This window comes from Actinosynnema sp. NPDC050436, assembly GCF_040655415.1.
Lineage (GTDB): Bacteria > Actinomycetota > Actinomycetes > Mycobacteriales > Pseudonocardiaceae > Actinosynnema.
Map to the genome: position 1 here is coordinate 227,592 of NZ_JBFAJV010000011.1, position 20,421 is coordinate 248,012.

Annotated in this window: 17 protein-coding genes and 1 pseudogene; 8 read left to right on the top strand and 10 right to left on the bottom strand. The window is 73.3% G+C overall.

The genetic code is table 11. The features are described from left to right. Positions 1–82: 82 nt before the first annotated feature. Together mca and AB0I60_RS26015 are read left to right on the top strand one after the other, a co-directional pair. On the top strand, positions 83–964 hold the full coding sequence (gene mca, locus AB0I60_RS26010) for a mycothiol conjugate amidase Mca (RefSeq protein WP_360733740.1): 882 nt from the start codon (positions 83–85) through the stop codon (positions 962–964). A gap of 29 nt (positions 965–993) precedes the next feature. Next, positions 994–1,260 (top strand): hypothetical protein, encoded by a 267-nt coding sequence (locus AB0I60_RS26015; protein ID WP_360733872.1) that lies wholly within the window; start codon positions 994–996, stop codon positions 1,258–1,260. Positions 1,261–1,275: 15 nt separating this feature from the next. Here AB0I60_RS26015 and AB0I60_RS26020 read toward each other — a convergent pair. Next, positions 1,276–2,010: pseudogene (locus tag AB0I60_RS26020) on the bottom strand (metallophosphoesterase); the annotation flags it as partial. 110 nt (positions 2,011–2,120) lie between these two features. Between AB0I60_RS26020 and AB0I60_RS26025 the strand changes: the two are divergent. Further along, a complete protein-coding gene (locus AB0I60_RS26025) occupies positions 2,121–4,088 on the top strand; it encodes a thioredoxin domain-containing protein (protein ID WP_360733742.1) in 1,968 nt (655 codons plus the stop codon). A 95-nt stretch (positions 4,089–4,183) separates the two neighbouring features. Next, a complete protein-coding gene (locus tag AB0I60_RS26030) occupies positions 4,184–5,188 on the top strand; it encodes a M1 family aminopeptidase (protein ID WP_360733744.1) in 1,005 nt (334 codons plus the stop codon). A 202-nt stretch (positions 5,189–5,390) separates the two neighbouring features. Here the strand turns inward: AB0I60_RS26030 and AB0I60_RS26035 are convergent, their stop codons facing one another. Further along, a complete protein-coding gene (locus AB0I60_RS26035; protein WP_360733874.1) occupies positions 5,391–6,017 on the bottom strand; it encodes a hemolysin III family protein in 627 nt (208 codons plus the stop codon). Positions 6,018–6,150: 133 nt separating this feature from the next. Here AB0I60_RS26035 and AB0I60_RS26040 point away from each other — a divergent pair, with 133 nt between their 5' ends. Continuing rightward, entirely contained in the window at positions 6,151–6,930 is a 780-nt protein-coding gene (locus AB0I60_RS26040) for an isoprenyl transferase (protein ID WP_360733746.1), read from the top strand. Positions 6,931–7,091: 161 nt separating this feature from the next. On the opposite strand, the gene AB0I60_RS26045 is transcribed toward AB0I60_RS26040, so the two are convergent. Together AB0I60_RS26045 and AB0I60_RS26050 are read right to left on the bottom strand one after the other, a co-directional pair. Further along, positions 7,092–7,415 (bottom strand): hypothetical protein, encoded by a 324-nt coding sequence (locus AB0I60_RS26045; RefSeq protein ID WP_360733747.1) that lies wholly within the window; start codon positions 7,413–7,415, stop codon positions 7,092–7,094. 213 nt (positions 7,416–7,628) lie between these two features. Then, the gene (locus AB0I60_RS26050; protein WP_360733749.1) at positions 7,629–7,928 is read right to left on the bottom strand and encodes a hypothetical protein; all 300 of its coding nucleotides are present in this window, start codon (positions 7,926–7,928) and stop codon (positions 7,629–7,631) included. 239 nt (positions 7,929–8,167) lie between these two features. Between AB0I60_RS26050 and AB0I60_RS26055 the strand changes: the two genes are divergently transcribed. After that, positions 8,168–9,406 carry a DUF885 domain-containing protein gene (locus AB0I60_RS26055; protein ID WP_360733750.1) on the top strand — a complete coding sequence of 413 codons (1,239 nt, stop codon included), beginning with the start codon at positions 8,168–8,170 and terminating at the stop codon, positions 9,404–9,406. Positions 9,407–9,859: 453 nt separating this feature from the next. Beyond that, positions 9,860–11,149, top strand: a complete 1,290-nt coding sequence (locus tag AB0I60_RS26060; protein WP_360733877.1) for a PhoH family protein — start codon at positions 9,860–9,862, stop codon at positions 11,147–11,149. 83 nt (positions 11,150–11,232) lie between these two features. Here the strand turns inward: AB0I60_RS26060 and AB0I60_RS26065 are convergent, their stop codons facing one another. The 5 genes from AB0I60_RS26065 to AB0I60_RS26085 all read right to left on the bottom strand — a co-directional run bounded on the left by AB0I60_RS26065 (position 11,233) and on the right by AB0I60_RS26085 (position 18,099). After that, entirely contained in the window at positions 11,233–12,000 is a 768-nt protein-coding gene (locus AB0I60_RS26065) for an ABC transporter permease (protein ID WP_360733752.1), read from the bottom strand. Further along, complete coding sequence (locus tag AB0I60_RS26070; RefSeq protein ID WP_360733753.1) at positions 11,997–12,968, bottom strand: ABC transporter ATP-binding protein; 972 nt, start codon at positions 12,966–12,968, stop codon at positions 11,997–11,999. Before AB0I60_RS26070 ends, AB0I60_RS26065 begins: the two co-directional genes overlap by 4 nt. A gap of 57 nt (positions 12,969–13,025) precedes the next feature. Continuing rightward, positions 13,026–14,465, bottom strand: a complete 1,440-nt coding sequence (locus AB0I60_RS26075; protein ID WP_360733754.1) for a GuaB1 family IMP dehydrogenase-related protein — start codon at positions 14,463–14,465, stop codon at positions 13,026–13,028. A gap of 632 nt (positions 14,466–15,097) precedes the next feature. Next, positions 15,098–16,636 carry an ATP-dependent DNA ligase gene (locus tag AB0I60_RS26080; RefSeq protein WP_360733756.1) on the bottom strand — a complete coding sequence of 513 codons (1,539 nt, stop codon included), beginning with the start codon at positions 16,634–16,636 and terminating at the stop codon, positions 15,098–15,100. Between the two features lie 92 nt (positions 16,637–16,728). Further along, positions 16,729–18,099, bottom strand: coding sequence for a PLP-dependent aminotransferase family protein (locus AB0I60_RS26085; protein ID WP_360733758.1), 1,371 nt, complete (start codon positions 18,097–18,099; stop codon positions 16,729–16,731). Between the two features lie 47 nt (positions 18,100–18,146). Between AB0I60_RS26085 and AB0I60_RS26090 the strand changes: the two genes are divergently transcribed. After that, positions 18,147–19,046 carry a DMT family transporter gene (locus AB0I60_RS26090; protein ID WP_360733759.1) on the top strand — a complete coding sequence of 300 codons (900 nt, stop codon included), beginning with the start codon at positions 18,147–18,149 and terminating at the stop codon, positions 19,044–19,046. Here the strand turns inward: AB0I60_RS26090 and AB0I60_RS26095 are convergent. Next, positions 18,985–20,379, bottom strand: a complete 1,395-nt coding sequence (locus AB0I60_RS26095) for a class II fumarate hydratase (protein WP_360733761.1) — start codon at positions 20,377–20,379, stop codon at positions 18,985–18,987. The two genes, AB0I60_RS26090 and AB0I60_RS26095, sit on opposite strands and share 62 nt — an antisense overlap. Positions 20,380–20,421: the final 42 nt, after the last annotated feature.

Here is a 20,421-nt window from a genome sequence, read left to right on the forward strand (position 1 = left end):
CAATGGTCGTCCAGATGTGCGTTGAGTGTCGCAGGGGCCGAGGGGGCTCTGTCCGGCAGGGCCAAGGAGGACCACCACCGTCATGGTTGAGAAGCTGCGCCTGATGGCGGTTCACGCGCACCCCGACGACGAGTCGAGCAAGGGTGCGGCGACGATGGCGCGCTACGTGGCCGAGGGCCACGAGGTCATGGTCGTGACCTGCACCGGGGGTGAGGCGGGCAGCGTGCTCAACCCCGCCATGGACCGCCCCGAGGTGCTGGAGAACATGGCCGGGATCCGGCGCGGGGAGATGGCCAGGGCCGCCGAGATCCTGGGCGTCTCGCACCGCTGGCTGGGCTTCGTCGACTCCGGCCTGCCCGAGGGCGACCCGCTGCCGCCGCTGCCCGAGGGCTGCTTCGCGCTCGTCCCGCTGGAGGAGTCCGTGCCGCCGCTGGTCGAGGTGATCCGCGAGTTCCGGCCGCACGTCATCGTCACCTACGACGAGAACGGCGGCTACCCGCACCCCGACCACATCCGGTGCCACGAGGTGTCCGTCGCGGCGTTCGAGGCGGCCGGCGACCCGGAGCGCTACCCGGGGACGGGCGAGCCGTGGCAGCCGCTCAAGCTGTACTACTCGCACGGGTTCTCCCGGGCGAAGCTGGTCGCGTTCCACGAGGCGCTGACGGCGGCCGGCGAGGAGTCGCCGTACGCGGAGTGGCTGGCGGGCTGGGACGCCGACAAGCCGGACGTGATCGACCGCGTCACCACCCGGGTGGAGTGCGCCGACTACTTCCCGCTGCGTGACGAAGCCCTCAAGGCGCACGCCACGCAGATCGACCCGACCAGCCGCTGGTTCGCCGTGCCGCTGGAGATGCAGCGCACCGTGTGGCCGACCGAGGAGTACGAGCTGGCCCGGTCGCTGGTCGACAGCACGGTGCCCGAGGACGACCTGTTCGCGGGCGTGAGGGAGAAGGTGACGGCGTGAACCCGGTCCCCTGGGACCAGACGACGGCGATGGTGCTGGTGCAGCCCTCCACCACCCCGGAGAAGGACCCCGGCGGTCAGCAGGAGGACTTCGGCAAGTCCTCCCCGCTCGGCCTGCTCATGCTGGTGCTGTTCTTCATCGCGGTGTTCTTCCTGGTCAAGTCTATGAACAAGCACCTGAAGAAGCTGCCTGCCTCCTTCGACCCGCCGGAGGGGGCAGCCGCACCGGCCGGCAAGGCCGGCGGCAAGCCGGACGACGGCCCGGCTGACGAGCCCGGCGGCAAGCCGGCGGAGTAGGGCGGCCGGCTAGCGCTCGTACCAGGTGCGGCGGGCCGGCACCGAGACCAGCTCCCGCTCCGGGTAGCGCAGGGCGGTGAGCCGGCCGCCGAACGCGCACCCGGTGTCCAGGCAGAGGGTCCCGTTGACCCAGCGGGGCTCCTCCACCGGCGTGTGTCCATACAGGACGGTCGCCGCGCCGGAGTACTCCTCGGCCCACGGGTGGCGCACCGGGAAGCCGCGTTCGTCCAGCTCGCCGGTGCTCACGCCCCACAGCGCCAGGGCCCGCATCCGGGACGACTGCACGCCGTGGTACCGCTCGGGCAGGCCCGCGTGCGCGATCACCAGCCGTCCGCCGTCCAGCACGTAGTGCGGCACCAGTGCGTCGCAGAACTCCAGCACCTCCCGGCGGAACGCCGGCGTCTCGCCCGCCAGCTGCGCCAGGGACTTCTCCAGGCCGTGGGCCACCTTGACGTCCCGGCCCTGGAGCGCCCGCACCAGCTTGTCCTCGTGGTTGCCCCGCACCGCGAGCGCCGTGCCGGCTTTCACCATGCCCATGGCCAGCCGCAGCACGCCGGGCGTGTCCGGGCCCCGGTCGACCAGGTCGCCGAGGAACAGCGCGGTCCGGCCGTCCGGGTGGTGCGCGCCGTCCGCCTCCACCCGGTAGCCCAGCTCGCGCAGCAGGTGGACCAGCTCGGTGCGGCAGCCGTGCACGTCCCCGATCGCGTCGAAGGGGCCGGTGAGGTGGCGCAGGTCGTGGGGCGGCGGGTCGGCGGGCAGGGCGTCGGCCTGCCGGGACCCGTCCGGTGGCGGGACGGCGGTGTGCATGGCACCAGTCTGCTCGACCGGTCGGCGTCCCGGCCGGGAATTACTGTGGTGGCATGACGAACCGGCTCGCGTCCGCGACCAGCCCGTACCTGCTCCAGCACGCCGACAACCCGGTGCACTGGCACCCGTGGGGGCCGGAGGCGTTCGCCGAGGCGCGCGAGCGCGGCGTGCCGGTCCTGCTGTCGGTCGGGTACGCGGCCTGCCACTGGTGCCACGTCATGGCGCACGAGTCGTTCGAGGACGAGGTCACCGCGCAGTACCTGAACGAGCACTTCGTGAACGTCAAGGTGGACCGCGAGGAGCGGCCGGACGTGGACGCGGTGTACATGGCCGTCACCCAGGCGCTCAGCGGGCACGGCGGCTGGCCGATGACGTGCTTCCTCACCCCGGACGGCGAGCCGTTCTACGCGGGCACCTACTACCCGCCCGCGCCCCGGCCCGGCCTGCCGTCGTTCCGGCAGGTGCTGGAGGCGATCACCCACGCTTGGCGCGAGCAGGGCGACGAGGTGCGCGAGTCGGCCGCGAGCATCGTGTCCCAGCTCGCGTTCAAGCCGCTGCCCGAGTCCACTGTGGACGAAGACGTGCTGGACGGCGCGGTCGTGTCGCTGCTCGGCCACTTCGACCGCGCGCACGGCGGGTTCGGCGGTGCGCCGAAGTTCCCGCCGTCGATGGTGCTGGAGTTCCTGCTGCGCGACCACGAGCGGACCGGCTCGGTCGAGGCGCTGTCCATGGTCCGCGCGACCTGCGACGCGATGGCGAACGGCGGCCTGTACGACCAGCTCGCCGGCGGGTTCGCGCGCTACTCCGTGGACGCCGGCTGGGTGGTGCCGCACTTCGAGAAGATGTTGTACGACAACGCACTGCTGCTGCGCGTGTACACGCACCTGAGCCGCCTGGACCCGGCCGAGCGGTACCGGGCCGTGGTGCGCGAGACCGCCGAGTTCGTGGTGCGCGCGCTCGGCACCGAGGAGGGCGGGTTCGCGGCGTCGCTGGACGCCGACACCGACGGCGTCGAGGGCTCGACCTACGTGTGGACGCCCCGGCAGCTCGCGGACGTGCTCGGTCCGGTGGAGGGCGCGCGGGCCGCCGTGCTGTACGGCGTCACGGAGGACGGGACCTTCGAGGACGGCGCGTCGACGTTGCGGATGCTCGGCGAGCCCGACCCGGCCATCGCCTCGGCGCTGCTGGCGGCGCGGGACCTCCGGCCACAGCCCGGCCGCGACGACAAGGTCGTGACCGCGTGGAACGGGCTTGCCGTCGCCGCCCTGGCCGAAGCCGGCGCGGTGCACGGCGAGCCGCGCTGGGTCGCCGCCGCCGAGCGCGCCGCCGAGCTGCTGCTCGCCGTGCACCTGGTCGACGGGCGGCTGCTGCGCACCTCGCGCGACGGCGTGGCCGGCACGGCGGCCGGCGTGCTGGAGGACTACGGCTGCCTCGCCGAGGGGCTGCTCGCCCTGCACCAGGCCACCGGGCAGCAGCGGTGGCTGACCGTCGCGTGCGGCCTGCTGGACACCGCGCTGGAGCGGTTCGCGGGCGAGCAGCCCGGCGTGTACTACGACACCGCCGACGACGCCGAGGCGCTCGTCCAGCGGCCCTCCGACCCGTCGGACAACGCCACCCCGTCCGGCGCGTCGTCGCTGGCGTCCGCGCTGCTCACCGCGTCCGTCCTCGGTGCACCCCGGCAGGGCGAGTACCGGGCCGCCGCCGAAGCGGCGGTGGCCCGCGCGGGGTTGCTGGCCGCCCGCGAGCCCCGGTTCGCCGGGAACTGGCTCAGCGTCGCCGAGGCGCTGGCGCTGGGCCCCGTGCAGGTGGCCGTGGTCGGCGGCTCGCCCGAGCTGGCGTCGACGGCGTGGCGCGGCGTGCACGGCGGCGGTGTGGTCGTGACGGGCGACCCCGACGCCGCGCCACTGCTCGCCGACCGCCCGCTGGTCGACGGGTCGCCGGCGGCGTACGTGTGCCGGGGCTACGTGTGCGACCGACCCGTCACCACCGCTGACGACCTCGCGGCAGCGCTCCACCGGTAGCGGGGCGGTTCCGCGCGGCCCTCGGGCACGTGGTCGCCGACCTGGTCCGATGCCGTTCCCCCGGTCCCGCTGGTAGCTTCGGGAACCGGGGGATCATGACCATCTCGTACGACATCACGTGGGACCTCGACCCGACCGCCCGGGGTTTTCGCGGTCGGACCGCCGTGCGCTTCTGCGGCACGCCGTCCCACGCGCAACTGGCCGCGTCGCACCTGCGCCACGCACGCCTCAACGGACGTGACGTCCCGTGGGACGGCGCACGGGTCGCGCTCGACGCAGCCGGTGAGTTGGAGGTGGACGCCGACTTCGCCTGGGCCGACGACCGGGGCTTCCGCCGGGTGCGGGCGGACGGCGCGACGTACCTGTACACCCTCCAGTACCCCGACCGCGCGCCGTGGAGCTTCTGCGCCTTGGACCAGCGGGCCCGCAGCGAGTTCGCGCTGACCGTCAACGCGCCCGGCCTGGTCCTGGCCAGCAGCACCGAAACCCCGATCGCCCCGTACGCCCTGGCCGCCGCCGCAGGCCCGTGGGAGCAGGTCGCCGAACAGGTCTACGCGACCGGGTCGAGGGCAGCCCAACGACCGGACGGCGAGGCGGTGTCCCGCCGGGTGCGCGAGGCCATCGCGTTCTTCGAAGACCTCCTGGAAGTGCCGTTCCCGTACGGCAAGTGCGAGGCGCTGTTCGTCCCCGACCTCCCGCACCTGGCGTTCTCGTCACCGGGCCTGATCCTGTTCGACGACGCGGTGCTGGACGCCCTGGCCACCCGCGAGCCGCTGTACGCGACCACCGTGCTCAGCCACGAGGTGGCGCACGCGTGGTCGGGCAACCTGGTGGACGCCGAACCGTGGCTGGTGGAAGCCCTGGCGACCTACCTGAGCCGCTTGGCGACCGAACACCTCCTCCCCGGCACGGACCCGTGGCAACTCCCCCCGAACGCCCCGTGGCCGGACCGCCCGTACGCACCACACCTGGCACGGGTCCGCGCAATGGAAGACGCACTGGGCCGCCCGGCGCTGTTACGCGCGTTGAGGACGTACTTCCGGCGATACGCGCACACCGACGCGGGCTGGGCCGAGTTCAAGGCGTGCCTGCGCGAGTAGAGGTCACTCGCGGTGGTCAACGGCCTCGTCGATGCGTCCGGCAGTGGATCGATTGGTGGACGGGAAGGCGGCGGCGGGCGGAGCGTGCAGCGGCCTTGACCCCCGAACGCCATGCCGTGCCCCGGGCGGATGCCCGGATGCTGACGGCCTGGAGACGGCCTGATCATGGAAATAGGGGTGCCGAGAGAGGTAAAACCGCAGGTCAGGAGTAGATGGCGAACCAGATGGCGATGTAGTGGCAGAGCGCCGCCACGACGGTCGCCGCGTGGAAGAACTCGTGGTAGCCGAAGACCTGGGGCCAGGGGTTCGGCCAGCGGGACGCGTAGAAGATCGCGCCGACCGTGTAGAGCAGGCCGCCGATGATCACCAGGACCAGGGCTCCGACGCCCGCGTACTCCAGCATGTCCGGCAGGACGAAGACCGCCACCCAGCCCAGGGCGATGTAGATCGGCACGCCCAGCCACCTCGGCGCGTGCGGCCAGGCCAGTTTCAGGGTGACGCCGCCCAGCGCGCCTCCCCACACCACCGCCAGCACCACGTTGCCGGTGTTCTCGGGCATCGCCAGCAGGGCGAACGGGGTGTAGGTGCCCGCGATGAACACGAAGATCATCGAGTGGTCCAGGCGCTTCATCCACGTCCGGGCGCGGACGCTGGTCCAGTTCACCCGGTGGTAGAGGGCGCTGACGCCGAACAGGCCGACGACCGTCGCGCCGTAGACGGACGTCGCCAGCGCCGCCTTGGCGGACACCGTGGCGGCGGCCAGGGCGATCAGGGTGGCACCCGTCGCCACGGAGACGACGAAGGACCAGAAGTGCAGCCAACCACGCATACGCGGGCGGAGTGCGGCTGCCGGCGGCTCGGGGAAGGTCGACGTGGTCACCCGGTCGAGGTTACGGGAGCGTAGGGAAGCCGGTCAGCACACGACGGCGTGACCGCGCCCACCCGGCGTACGCTCTTCCAGCGTGGGTCTCCGCGAACGGGTCAAGAGCGTCCTCCTCAAGGGTTACGAGTTCCGCCTCAACCGATGGCTCGACGGCAAGCAACGGCCACGCCACGTCGGCGTGGTGCTCGACGGCAACCGGCGGTGGGCGAAGGAGGCCGGTTTCACCGACGTCGCGCACGGCCACCGGGTCGGTGCCCGCAAGATCCTCGAACTGCTCACCTGGTGCCGCGAGGCCGAGGTCGAGGTGGTGACGCTGTGGATGCTGTCCACGGACAACCTCAACCGGCCCACCGAGGAGCTGGGGCCGCTGCTCGACATCATCGCCGACATCGTGGACGAGATCGCCGAGCCCGGTAACCCGTGGCGGGTGCGGCACGTCGGCGCGATGGACCTGCTGCCCACCGAGACCGCCGCCCGGCTGTCGGCCGCGTCGCTGCGCACCCGGGGGCGGACCGGGCTGGAGGTGAACGTCGCGGTCGGCTACGGCGGCCGGCAGGAGATCGCGGACGCGGTCCGCAAGTTGCTGCAGAAGCACGCCGAGTCCGGCGGGACGATCGAGGAGCTCGCCGAGGTGCTGGACGTGGACCACATCGCCGAGCACCTGTACACGTCCGGCCAGCCCGACCCGGACCTGCTCATCCGCACGTCGGGCGAGCAGCGGCTGTCCGGGTTCATGCTGTGGCAGTCGGCGCACTCGGAGTTCTGGTTCTGCGAGGCGTACTGGCCGGAGTTCCGCCGCACCGACTTCCTGCGCGCCCTGCGCGACTACGCGGTCCGCCACCGGCGCTTCGGCTCCTGACCCGGAAGACCACCTGGCCCACAAGACCACCTGGGTCGGGGCATCTGGATCGGGTCGGCTGGGCCGGGCCACTGGGCCGGCGGCGGGACGGGGACGCCGGAGGGGTGCCCCGCTGAGGCACCCCTCCTCTGCCCGGTGGAGCCCGGACGCGGTCGTGGGCGTCAGCCCGCGCTGTTGCCGCCGACGTTGCCGTCGTTGCCGTCCACGATCACGGCACCCGAGCAGTTCTGGGCCGCCTGCGGGGAGGCGATCGGGGCCACGATGGCGAGCACGCCGACGTTGTTGTTGCACACGCCCACGGGGACGTTCACGTTGTTGTTGTTCAGCGCCGACACCAGGCCGTCGCTGTTCCACTGGTGGGCGTCGCTGCCGTGGTGGTCGTGGCCCCAGCCGTCGTGGTGCTCGGGCTCGCCGGCGAACGCGGGCGAACCGATCAGCATCAGACCGGCCGCGATGGCGGCGGCAGCGCCTGCCTTCTTCAGCACGTCAATCTCCTTCGGGTAGTTGTCCGACCGGGCGGAAAAATCCGACGTCCGGTGCAGGGTCGTGCATTGCAACACTGCTGGGTGGCAATCGGCGCGCCGTGCTCCGCCGAGTCGTGCACACCGGGAAAGGGCGTCACTCCGGAGGTTTCCGGGGACGCCCCTGCCGGTTTTCGACGTGCGGCGGAACGAACCGCCGACGTCGTGCGGCGGAAATCAGCCGTCGACGTGGTTGCCGCCGACGTTGTTGTCGTGGCCGTCGAGGATGGCGCCCGTCGCGCAGTTGCCGGTGAGCTGCGGGGAGCCGGCCGGGATGATCGCGGCGAGGACGCCGACGTTGTTGCCGCACACGCCGATCGGGACGTTCAGGTTGTTGCCGTTGAGGGCGCTGACCAACGGCCCGCTGTTCCACTGGTGCACGTCGTACTCGGCGTCGTGGCCGGCCGCGAACGCGGGGGAGCCGAGCATCATGAGGCCCGCCGCGATGGCGGCGGCAGCGCCTGCCTTCTTCAGCACTTCTATCTCCTTCGTGTCGGGATTTCCCCCGCCCTCACCGGAGTCTTCGGGGATCTCCGGACGCTGGGGTCCTCGCCGGAAAAGTTACCGAAGGGCACCGCCGTTTGCGTCGTGATCACACCATTGTGTGACCCCGGTATTGGCCACTGTCCCCTGTTCGGTTGTTCTTCGAATTGCGATTCGTTCCCGTGCACGCCACCGTGGTAGCGCCGCCGCCCGGCTCGTAAGCTCCCCTGCTCATGGACGGCAACACGCTGGTGCGGGAGTACCTGGCGCTCGGTCTGCGCCTCGACCGGCTGCACCCCGGCCTGGTCGACTCGTACACCGGCGACCGGGCGTTGCGGCGTGCCGTGGACAACGAGCCCCGCCCGCACCCCGCCTCCCTCGCCGAGCGGGCCGGCCTGCTGCGCCGCGAGCTGCCCGGCGCGGGGCTGGCACCGGAGCGCGAGCGCTTCCTGGCCGCCCACCTGACCGCCTTGGAGTGCACCGCCCGCAAGCTCGCCGGCGTGCGGGTCGCGTTCGTGGACGAGGTCCGGGCCTACTTCCAGGTCGACCCGGTGCCGGGCAACCCCGACGAGTACCGGCGCGCGCACGCCCGGCTGGACGAGGTGCTGCCCGGCCACGGCTCGCTGCGGGAGCGGCTGGCCGACTACCGCGTGGACGAGACCGTGCCGCCGCGCAAGCTCGAGGCCGCCGTGCACGAGCTGTCCAGCGCCCTGCGCGACCAGGTGCGGCAGCACTACGCGCTGCCCGACCACGAGGTCGTGGAGTACGAGATCGTCACCGACAAGCCGTGGAGCGGGTTCAACTACTACCTGGGCGACTTCCGGTCGCGGGTGGCGGTCAACGCCGACCTGGGCCACCGGATGTCGAACCTGCCGCACCTGGTCGCGCACGAGTCCTACCCCGGCCACCACACCGAGCACTGCCGCAAGGAGGTCGGGCTGGTCGGCGAGCGCGGCCACCTGGAGCAGTCCCTCTTCGTCATCAACACGCCGCAGTGCCTGATGGCCGAGGGCATGGCCGAGCTGGGCCTGCACGCCGCCGTGGGCCCCGGCTGGGGCCGCTGGACCGAGCGCGTCCTGCGCGACCTGGGCCTGCGCATGGAGGGCGACCAGGCCGAGCGCGTCGAGCAGGCGGTGTCCGGCCTGGTCGACGTCCGCCAGGACGCGGCGCTGATGCTGCACGACCGGCGCGCGTCGCAGGACGACGTGGTGGACCACCTGCGCCGCTGGCTGCTGGTCCCCGAAGGGAGGGCGCGGCAGATGCTGCGGTTCCTCGGCGACCCGCTGTGGCGGGCCTACACCACGACGTACGTGGAGGGGGCCCGGCTGGTCCGGGCGTGGCTCGACGCGCGCCCACCGGGTGGGACGCTGCCTGAGCGTTACCTGAGACTTCTCGACGAACCGCTGGTTCCCGAAGCGCTCCGGGAGGAGCTGCGCGACGGGGTCCCGGGGGCACCGCGCAACCCTCGGTGACCACCCGCTGCCGTCCGGCGGACGGCCGCTGAGCTGCGTGGACTACGCCCTGCCGCCGGGAGGTGACCGCCGGTCGCCGCAATCCGTCCTCCGTTCCGGTGATCAGGGCCCGGTTGACCACGACGTGACGAATCGGCGAATCACCTGTGTGGCTGCCTGCAAACCGGGTGCTTGCGGAGGTAACTTCCGAATTGGCGGACCGCGTCCACTGCGGACCGCGCAGGGAGGCCCCGAACGTGGCGATGTGCACGAGGGGGCCGGCACCCGGCCCTCGTGGTCGGTACGCCTGAGGCGTACCGGTCGATCGGGGTGGTGCCTGGCCCAGCGAGGAGCGGACGCGGGTGCCGCGTTCGTGAAGGAGTTGCCGTGAACGCACGACGACCCGCGAGCCGTTCCTCAGGCTCATCGCGCAGCACATCCCGGCGCGGTGGCGCGCCGACCGCCCTCACCTACGTGGTGGACACGTCCGTCCTGCTCTCCGACCCGCTGGCCATGACGCGGTTCGCCGAGCACGAGGTCGTGCTGCCGCTGGTGGTGATCAGCGAGCTGGAGGGCAAGCGGCACCACCCCGAGCTGGGCTGGTTCGCCAGGGAGGCGCTGCGCCTGCTCGACGACCTGCGGCTGCGGCACGGCCGGCTGGACCACCCGGTGGCGATCGGCGACCTCGGTGGCACCCTGCGCGTCGAGCTCAACCACTCCGACCCGGAGGTGCTCCCCGCGGGTTTCCGCACGGACTCCAACGACGCCAGGATCCTGGCCTGCGCGCTCAACCTGGCCGCCGACGGCAACACGGTCACCCTGGTCACCAAGGACATGCCGCTGCGGGTCAAGGCCGGCGCGGTGGGCCTGGCGGCCGAGGAGTACCGCGCGCACGACGTGACGCTGTCCGGGCACACCGGCATGTCGGACGTCGACGTCGACCAGTCCCTGGTGGACGCGCTCTACCGGGACGGCGTGGTCGACCCGGTCGAGTTCGACCTCGCCCCGGTGGCCGAGCTGCCGTGCCACAGCGGGTTGCGGCTGCTCGCGGGCACGTCCAGCGCGCTCGGGCGGGTCACCGCCGACAAGCGCGTGCGGCTGGTGCGCGGCGACCGCGAGGCGTTCGGCCTGCACGGCCGCTCCGCCGAGCAGCGGGTCGCGCTGGACCTGCTGCTCGACACCGAGGTCGGCATCGTCTCGCTGGGCGGACGAGCCGGCACCGGCAAGTCGGCGCTCGCGCTGTGCGCGGGCCTGGAGGCGGTCATGGAGCGCCGCCAGCACCGCAAGGTCGTCGTGTTCCGCCCGCTCTACGCGGTCGGCGGCCAGGAGCTGGGCTACCTGCCCGGCTCCGAGACCGAGAAGATGCAGCCCTGGGCGCAGGCCGTGTTCGACACGCTCGGCGCCCTGGTCAGCCAGGACGTGGTGGAGGAGGTCATGGACCGGGGCATGTTGGAGGTCCTGCCGCTGACCCACATCCGGGGCCGGTCGCTGCACGACTCGTTCGTGATCGTGGACGAGGCGCAGTCGCTGGAGCGCAACGTGCTGCTCACCGTGCTGTCCCGGCTGGGCGCCAACTCGCGGGTGGTGCTCACCCACGACGTGGCGCAGCGGGACAACCTGCGGGTCGGGCGGCACGACGGCGTGGCGGCGGTGATCGAGAAGCTGAAGGGACACCCGCTGTTCGCGCACGTCACGCTGACCCGGTCGGAGCGCTCGCCGATCGCGGCCCTGGTGACCGAGATGCTGGAGGACTACGCGTCCTGACCGTCCGACGAGAGAGGGGCTCCCGGCCGGGAGCCCCTCCTCGCCGCGCCTGCGATCGGTGAACCGAGCCGGCCGTCAGGGGATCAGTCGAGGGCGCGGCGCAGGAAGCCGCGCATTCCGAGCGCGCCGAAGCCCACGGTGGACCCGACCAGCACCACCAGGTCCACCCACAGCGGGATGTGCGGGACGTCCGGCACGAGCACCGCCCGGGTGCCCTCGCTGACGTAGGTGAGCGGGTTGAGCGCGCACAGCACCTGGAACCACCGCAGGCCGTCGAGCTGCGGCCACGGGAACTGGGCGGAGCCGGTGAACAGCAGCGGGGTCAGGATCACCGCGAACATCACGTTGATGTGCCTCGGCGACACCGCCGTGCCGATCACCATGCCGACCGCCGCGCCCACCAGCGAGCCCAGCACGATCACCAGCAGCGCCACCGGGACGCCGGCCGGCGGCCACGAGACGTCCAGCACGGCGAACCCGATCGGGATCATCAGCACCGCCGCGAGCACACCGCGCAGCGCGCCGAACACCATCTTCTCCACGGCCACGAGCGGGATCGGGATGGGCGCGAGCAACCGGTCCTCGATCTCGCGGGTCCACGAGAAGTCCAGCACCAGCGGCAGGGTGGTGTTCTGCAACGCGCCCAGGAAGCCGTTCATCGCCACGATGCCGGGCAGCAGCACGGCCGCGAAGTCGCCCTGCACGAAACCGATGTCGCCCAGCACCTTGGCGAAGATGAACAGCGTGAAGAACGGCTGGATGACGACCTGCGCGAGGAAGGCGGGCAGCTCCCGGCCGGTGACGAAGACGTCCCGCCACAGGATGGCGTTGAACGTGCGCAGCGCGGTCATCGCAGCTCCCGACCGGTCAGGTGGATGAACACGTCCTCCAGGCTCGGCACGCCGATGGCGAGGTCGGCCACCGCCGCGCCGAACCGCTCGACGGTGCGCAGGACGTCCGGCAGCGCGACCGCCGGCGAGGTGTCGGTGTAGAGCCGGAACAGCCGGGAGCGCTCGTCCGCGCCGGCGATCGGCTCGACCCGCCGCACGCCCTCCACTTCGGACAGCGCCCGGTGGAGCGGGTCGTGGCCCGCGCCGTCCAGGGTGACGGTGACGCTGAGCGTGGTGCTGCCCGGCAGCGCGCCGGTGAGCGCGGCGGGGGAGTCCAGAGCCAGCAGCGTGCCGTGGTCGACGATGCCGACCCGGTCGCACAGCTTCTGCGCCTCGTCCATGTCGTGGGTCGTCAGCACGACCGTGACGCCGTCACCGCGCAGCGCCGCCACCCGGTCGTGCACGAACAGCCTGGCCTGCGGGTCGAGACCGGTCGACGGCTCGTCCAGGAACAGCACCTTCGGGCGGTGCATCAGGGCGCGGGCGATCATCAGCCGCTGCGCCTGGCCGCCGGACAGCTTGTCCACCAGCGACTTCGCGTGCTCGCCCAGGCCCATCCGCCCCAGCACCTCGTCCGCGAGCCGGGTCCGCTCGGCGCGGCACAGGCCGTGGTAGGCGGCGTGGAACAGCAGGTTCTGCCGGACGTTCAGCGCCCGGTCCAGGTTGTTGCGCTGCGGCACCACGGCGAGCAGCCGACGTGCCCGCTGCGGGTCGCCTACCACGTCCACGCCCTCCACCAGGGCCCGGCCCGACGTCGGCCGCACCCTGGTGGTCAGCACGCCCACCGTGGTCGTCTTGCCGGCCCCGTTCGGCCCGAGCAGGCCGAACACCTCGCCCCGTCGCACCGCGAAGCCCAGGCCGTCGACCGCCGGTCCGGGTGCGCCTTTGTAGACCTTCACCAGGTCCGAGACCACCACGGCTTCGTCCACGACCACCAGCCTAGGCAGGCGGCGCAACCGGAACAGCGGTGTCGAGCGGCGTGGCGGTCACCAACCGGAGGGCAGGGGGCGTCCCTCGGCGAAGCCGGCGGCGGACTGGATGCCCAGCGTCGCCCGCTCGTGGAACTCCTCCAAGGTGCCCGCGCCCGCGTACGTGCACGCCGACCGGACGCCCGCCGTGATGGAGTCGAGCAGGTCCTCGACACCGGGTCGGGTCGGGTCGAGGCGCATCCGGGACGACGAGATGCCCTCCTCGAACAGGCCCTTCTTGGCGCGCTCGAACGCGTTGTCGCCCTGCGTCCGCGCGCTCACCGCCCGCTTCGACGCCATGCCGAACGACTCCTTGTAGAGCCTGCCCGACTCGTCGCGCTGAAGGTCGCCGGGCGACTCGTAGGTTCCCGCGAACCACGAACCGACCATGGCCGCGCTGGCACCGGCCGCGAGCGCCAGGGCGACGTCGCGCGGGTGCCGGACCCCGCCGTCCGCCCAGACGTGCCTGCCCAGCGCACGGGCCTGCGCCGCGCACTCGGCGACCGCCGAGAACTGCGGCCGGCCCACGCCGGTCATCATCCGGGTGGTGCACATCGCGCCGGGCCCGACCCCGACCTTGATCACGTCCGCGCCCGCCTCGACCAGGTCGCGCACGCCCTGCGCGGTGACCACGTTGCCCGCCACCACGGGCACCTCCGGCGAGGCCGCGCGGACCGCCCGGAGAGCGGACAGCATCTTCTCCTGGTGGCCGTGCGCGGTGTCCACGACCAGGGCGTCCACGCCTGCCTTGAGCAGTTCGGCGGCCTTGGCCCGCACGTCGCCGTTCACCCCGATCGCCGCCGCGACCCGCAGGCGGCCCTCGGCGTCCACCGCCGGGGTGTAGACGTCGGCCCGCAGCGCGCCGAGCGCCGTCATCACGCCGCGCAGCCGGCCGTCCGCGTCCACGCCCAGCGCGACGGGCTGAGTTCCGCCGTGCAGCCGCGCGAACACCTCGCGGGGCGGGGTGTCCAGCGGCAGCCGGACGACCCGCTCGTCGGCGACGTCGTGCAGCCGGGTGAAGCGGTCCACGCCGGACAGCGCGCCCTCGTCCACCACGCCGGTGGGCCGCCCGTCGTCACCGACCACGACGACCGCGCCGTGCGCGCGCTTGTGCAGCAGGTTGAGCGCGTCGGCCACCGAGTCGCCGGGGTGCAGGGTCAGCGGCGTGTCCCAGACCGGGTGGCGCTCCTTCACCCAGGAGACGATCTCGGCCACCGCGTCCGGCGCGACGTCCTGCGGCAGCACCACCAGCCCACCGCGCCGCGCGACGGTCTCCGCCATCCGCCGACCGGCGACGGCGGTCATGTTCGCCACCACGACGGGGATCGTGGCCCCCGTGCCGTCGGACGTGGAGAGGTCGACGCCGAACCGGGACTCCACGGCCGATCGGCCGGGCACCAGGAAGACGTCGTCGTAGGTCAGGTCGTAGCCGGCCCCATGGCCTTCGATGAATCGCACGAAACTTTGACACTACCCGCCGGAGCCCGGTTTCGCCCCGGGTTGCCGCCGCCTGTTCGGGGTGTGGGGGGTGGGTGCGGGAGGTGGTGAGGGGAGCGGTGTGGGAGGTGAGGAGCGCGCGGCGCGGGGTGGTGAACGCCGGGCACGGGGATGACGAGTGCGGGGTGCACGGGTGACGAGTGCAGGGCGCAGGGGTGATGAACGCGGGGCGGTGGGGTGAGGGTCGCCGGGCGCGGGATGAGGAACGCGCGCCGGGCGGGACGCTGGGCCCGCTGCACCCACCGCCTACCCCACCCCGCCTACCCCACCCCGCCTACCCCACCCCGCCTACCCCACCCCGCCTACCCCACCCCGCCTACCTCGATCCCGCCCGCCCGCGCCGCCCGCACCGCCGCCGCCCGCCCGCCCGCGCCGCCGCCCGCCCGCGCCGCCGCCGCCCGCCCCGCCTGGCCGCGCCGCTGCCTGGCCTTGCCCGCCGCCTGCCCGCCGTGCGGCCTGCCGCCCGCCGTGCCCGTCGGTGGCCTGCCGGATTTCTGTCCGCCGCCGACCGACCCGCTGGGGTGCCTGCCACTGGAGTGGCCCGCCGACGCAGAGCCGGCCGGCCGGCGCTGACCATCTGTCGGGCGGGGGAGTCAGGTGGGGGAGTCGGGTGGGGTGCCTCCCTTCGGCAGGAGGGCGCGGACGGTGTCGATCGTGTCGGCTTCGGACGGGTCCTTGTCCGGGCGGTAGCGGAGGACGCGGGCGAAGCGCAGGGCCACGCCGCCCGGGTACCTCGGGCTGACCTGGACGCCGTCCAGCTCGATCTCGATCACCCGTTCCGGCCGGACCGTCACCACCCAGTCGCCCAGGTCCGTGGCGATCGACTGGAGTTCCTTCGTCTGCCACGCCAGCAGCTCGTCGGTCAACCCCTTGAACGTCTTGCCGACCATGATGGGCGGGCCGCCGTCCGGGTCGCGGGCGCCGAGGTGGAGGTTCGACAGCAAGCCCTTGCGCCGGCCGCTGCCCCACTCGACGCCCAGCACCACCAGGTCGAGGGTGTGCACCGGCTTGACCTTCTGCCACGCCCGGCCGCGCCTGCCCGCCGCGTACACCGACTCCAGCGACTTGACCACGACGCCCTCGTGGCCGGCCGCCAGGGCCGCGTCCAGCACGGCCGCCGCCTGCGCCTCGTCCGGCTCGGCGACGCCCGCGATCACGTGCTCGCCCGCGACCCCGCGCAGCGCCGCCAGGCGCTCGCGCAGCGGCCGGTCCAGCAGGTCCACGCCGTCCAGGTGCAGGCAGTCGAAGAAGAACGGGCTCAGCAGCAGCGACCGGGGATCGGTCCCGACGCCCAGCAACGTGCCGAACCTGCTCATCGTCTCCTGGAACGGCCTGGGCTTGCCCTCGTCGGTCAGCGCCAGCGTCTCGCCGTCGAGCACCACCGACTCGCACGGCAGGCCGCGCACCAGCTCCACCAGCTCCGGGACGGTGCCGGTGATCTCGCGCAGGGTGCGGGTGAACACCCGCACCTCGGCCCCCGCGCGGTGCACCTGGATGCGCGCGCCGTCGAGCTTGTGCTCCACCGCGCACGCGCCCAGCTCCGCCAGCGCCTCGGGCAGCGACTCGGCGGGGGAGGCCAGCATGGGCCGCACCGGCCGGCCCACCTCCAGCCGGAACGCGGCGAGCGCCGCCTCGCCCGAGCGGGCGGCCACCGCCGTGGCCGGGAGGCTGCCGGACAGCATGAACGCCCGGCGGACCACCTCGGCGGGCACCTCGGCCGCCCGCGCGATGGCGTCCAGCATGACCCCTTCGAGCGCGCCCTGCCGCAGCTCGCCGGTGAGCAGCCGGCGCAGGAAGTCCTGCTCCTCGGCGGTGGCGCGGGCGAACAGGTCGGTCAGCGCGCCGGCCCGGCGCTGCACCGCGCCCTTGCCGGAGATCGCCGCGTAGTCGCCCAGCGCCCCGTCGACCTCCTCCACCGTCAGCACCGGGTGCGGCGCGGGCGGCGGGGTGATGTCGTACACGGTGCGGTGGCCCGCCCCGATGCGGCCCTGGCTGGGGACGCCGATCAGGAACGACACGACCGCGGGCGTGCTCATCCGGCGCACCAGCTCGGCCAGGGCGGCGACCTTGGCCAGGCGGGAGCGCGTCGCCGACAGGGCGGCGGAGGTCTCGACTACCTCGCTGAACAACACGTGACCATGGTGCACCGGGACACCGACACTGTCCTGCCTGGAGCCGTCTGACACTTCCGGGTGAACTGTCGCAGCCGGACGATCACCGCTGGTCACAGGGCTGCGGCCAGCTCGTGGACGGCCTGCCGCAGGCGGTCGGGGGTGAGCGCGGCGTAGCCCAGCACCAGGCCGGGGAACGACGGCAGGCGGCAGTAGTCGGCCAGCGCCGGGGCGTGCACGCCGCGCCGCGCCAGCCGCTCCTGCACCGCCCGGTCGTCGGTGCCGGCCGGCAGCCGGACCACGACGTGCAGCCCGGCCGCGACCCCGATCGGCGTCCAGTCCGGCAGCACGCGGGCCAGCTCGTCGAGCAGCGCGTCCCGGCGCGCGCGGTAGAGCTGCCTGGTGCGCCGCAGGTGCCGGTCGTAGCCGCCGGTCTTCAGCAACTGCGCGAACGCCGCCTGGTGCAGCGTGCCGGTGCCGAGGTCGTCCAGGCGCTTGCGCTCCACGACGGTGTCGCGCAGGCCGTGCGGCAGCACGAGCCAGCCGAGGCGCAGCGCGGGCGCGAGGACCTTGCTGGCACTGCCCTGGTAGATCACCCGGGACGGGTCGAGCGCCTGCATCGCGCCCACCGCCGGACGGTCGTAGCGGTGTTCGGCGTCGTAGTCGTCCTCTATGACGACGCCGTCCCGGGCGCGCGCCCAGTCCAGGAGCGCGCGCCGCCGGTCCGGGTGCAGCACGACGCCCAAGGGGAACTGGTGCGCGGCGGTGACGAGCACCGCGCGGCAGTCTGTTGTGGACAGGACGTCGACCTGGAGTCCCCTGTCGTCCACGGGAATGGACCGGACGGTCAGGCCGTGCGACTCCAGCATGTCGGCCGCGCCGTAGTGGCTCGGCTCCTCGACGGCGACGCTGGTGTGCCCGGCCGCCTTGAGCACGCGGCCCGTCAACGAGATGGCCTCCGCCGCGCCGTTCACGACGACCACTTCGGACGGCTGCGTGGCGACTGCGCGCACGCGGCCCAGGTAGTCGGCGAGTTCCGCGCGCAGCAACGGGAAGCCGGCCGGGTCGGGGTAGCCGAGTTCGTCGGTCGACAGCGCCAGCAGCGCGGTCTTCTGCGCCTGCAACCACTCCTCGCGCGGGAACGCGGTGAGCGCGGGCAGGCCGGGCCGCAGGTCGAACTTCCAGCGCTGCGCGGGCTCCGGTGCCCGTTCGACCGCGTCGGGCCACGAGCACGCGGCGGTCACCGTGGTGCCGGAGCCGCGTTTGGCGACCAGGTACCCCTCACCGACGAGCTGCGCGTACGCCGACGTCACGGTGCCGCGTGCGACGCCGAGTTGGTCCGCGAGGTCGCGGCTGGACGGCAGCCGGGTGCCCGCCCGGAGCCGGCCGTCGCGGACCGCGTGGCGCAGCTCGGACTCCACGGCACGCCGCCCGGTGAGCCCGGGGAGCAGCAGCTCGCGGTAAGTGGTCCAGTTGGCAGTCATCGAAGTGGAGCTTAATCCTGGACCACCTGTCGGCGAGGGTGGTCGGCATGAGAACCGCCATCACGTCCGGCGCGCTGGGTTCGGTGATCGTCGGCGCATCCGTGCCCGTCACCGGCCTGCTCCAGGACTACCCGCTGCTCACCGGTCAGGCCCTCCGCTACGCGCTGGGCGGGGTCATCCTGCTCGGGTGGACGCTGGCCCGCGGTGGGCGGCTCGTGGTGCCGTCCGCGCGCGACTGGCCGGCGCTGGCCGCTCTGGCCGCCACCGGGATGCTCGGCTTCAACGCGTGCGTCCTGTACTCGCAGCGGTACGCCGAACCGGGTTTCGTGGCCGCCGTGCTGGGGGCGAGCCCGCTGGTGCTGGCGCTGGGGGCGCCGCTGCTGGCGGGCAGGCGGCCCGCGCTCGGCGCGGTGGTGGGCGCGGGCGTGGTCGTGGCCGGTGTCGTCCTGCTCTCCGGCGGCGGTGCCTGGCACGGGCCGGGACTGGCGCTGGCGGTGCTCACGATGCTGGGCGAGGTGTCGTTCACGCTGTTCGCGGTGGGTGTCGTGCGCCGGCTGGGCGGGGTCGCGGTGGCCACCTGGTGCTGCCTGCTCGCGGCGGTCGCCGGCGGGGCGCTGGGGACCTTCGTCGGCGGCTGGCAGGTGCCGACGCCGCGCGAGGGCGTCTCGCTGGTCGTGCTCGGGGTCCTGGTGACGGCGGTGGCGTTCGGGCTCTGGTACTTCGCGGTGGGCCGGCTGGGCGCGGACCGGGCGGGGGTGCTGATCGGGCTGATGCCCGTCGCCGGGCTGGCGGCCTCGGTGGCGCTGGGCGCCCAGGAGCCGACCGCCGCCGCCGTGCTGGGCGCGGCGGCGGTCGCCCTGGGGTGCGCGGTGGGGCTGCGCCGGGTCAGCGCCCGCCCCGCGCCATCCGCAGCACGTCCAGAGCCTCGTCCAGCTGCGCCTCGGTGAGCTTCGCCGGCACGTGGCCGCGCTCCAGCACCACCTCGCGGATGGTCTTGCGCTCCTTGAGGGACTGCTTGGCGATCGACGCCGCCTCCTCGTAGCCGAGGTAGCGGTTGAGCGGGGTCACGATCGACGGGGACGACTCGGCGTACTCGCGCAGCCGCTCGACCTGCGGCTGCGCCCCGGCCAGCACCTTGTCCGCCAGCAGCCGGGCCACCGAGGCCAGCAGGCGGGCCGACTCCAGCACGTTGCGGGCGATCACCGGGAGCATCACGTTGAGCTGGAAGTTGCCCTGCGAGCCCGCGAACGCCACCGCCGAGTCGTTGCCGATCACCTGGGCCACGACCATCATCGTGGCCTCGGGGATCACCGGGTTCACCTTGCCCGGCATGATCGACGAGCCCGGCTGGAGGTCGGGCAGCGCCAGCTCGCCCAGGCCGGTGCGCGGGCCCGACCCCAGCCAGCGCAGGTCGTTGGCGATCTTGAACAGGCTCACGGCGGTGGCCCTGAGCTGGCCGGACGCCTCGACCACGCCGTCCTGGGACGCCTGCGCCTCGAAGTGGTCGCGCGCCTCGGTCAGGGGCAGGCCGGTCACCTCGGCCAGCTCCGCCGACACGGCCGCACCGAAGCCGCCGGGCGCGTTGAGGCCGCTGCCCACGGCGGTGCCGCCGATCGGCAGCTCGGCCAGCCGGGGCAGGCTGGAGGTGAGCCGCTCGACGCCGTAGCGCACCTGCGCCGCCCACGCGCCCGCCTCCTGGCCCAGCGTGACCGGCACCGCGTCCATCAGGTGCGTGCGACCCGACTTGACCAGGTCCGACCACTCGGCGGCGCGCGCCTCCAGCACACCGGCCAGGTGTTCCAGGGCCGGGATCACGTCCGTCGCCACGGCCTCCGTCGCGGCCAGCCGCACCGTCGTCGGGAACGTGTCGTTGGACGACTGCGACGCGTTGACGTGGTCGTTCGGGTGCACGTCACGGCCCAGCGCGCGGGTCGCCAGGGTCGCCACCACCTCGTTGGCGTTCATGTTCGACGAGGTGCCGGACCCGGTCTGGAACACGTCCACCGGGAAGTGCTCGTCGTGCGCGCCCGAGGCGACCTCGTCGGCGGCGGCGGCGATCGCGCCGGCCACGTCCGCGTCCAGCACGCCCAGCCGCTGGTTCACCCGCGCGGCGGCGGCCTTGAGCAGGCCGAGCGCCCTGATCTGGGACCTCTCCAGACCGCGCCCGGAGATCGGGAAGTTCTCCACGGCGCGCTGCGTCTGCGCGCGCCACAACGCGTCGACGGGGACCCGGACCTCGCCCATGGTGTCGTGCTCGACGCGGTACTCCTGTTCAGCCATACCACCGAGTTTGTACCCGGATTCGGCGGTCGGCCCGGTAAA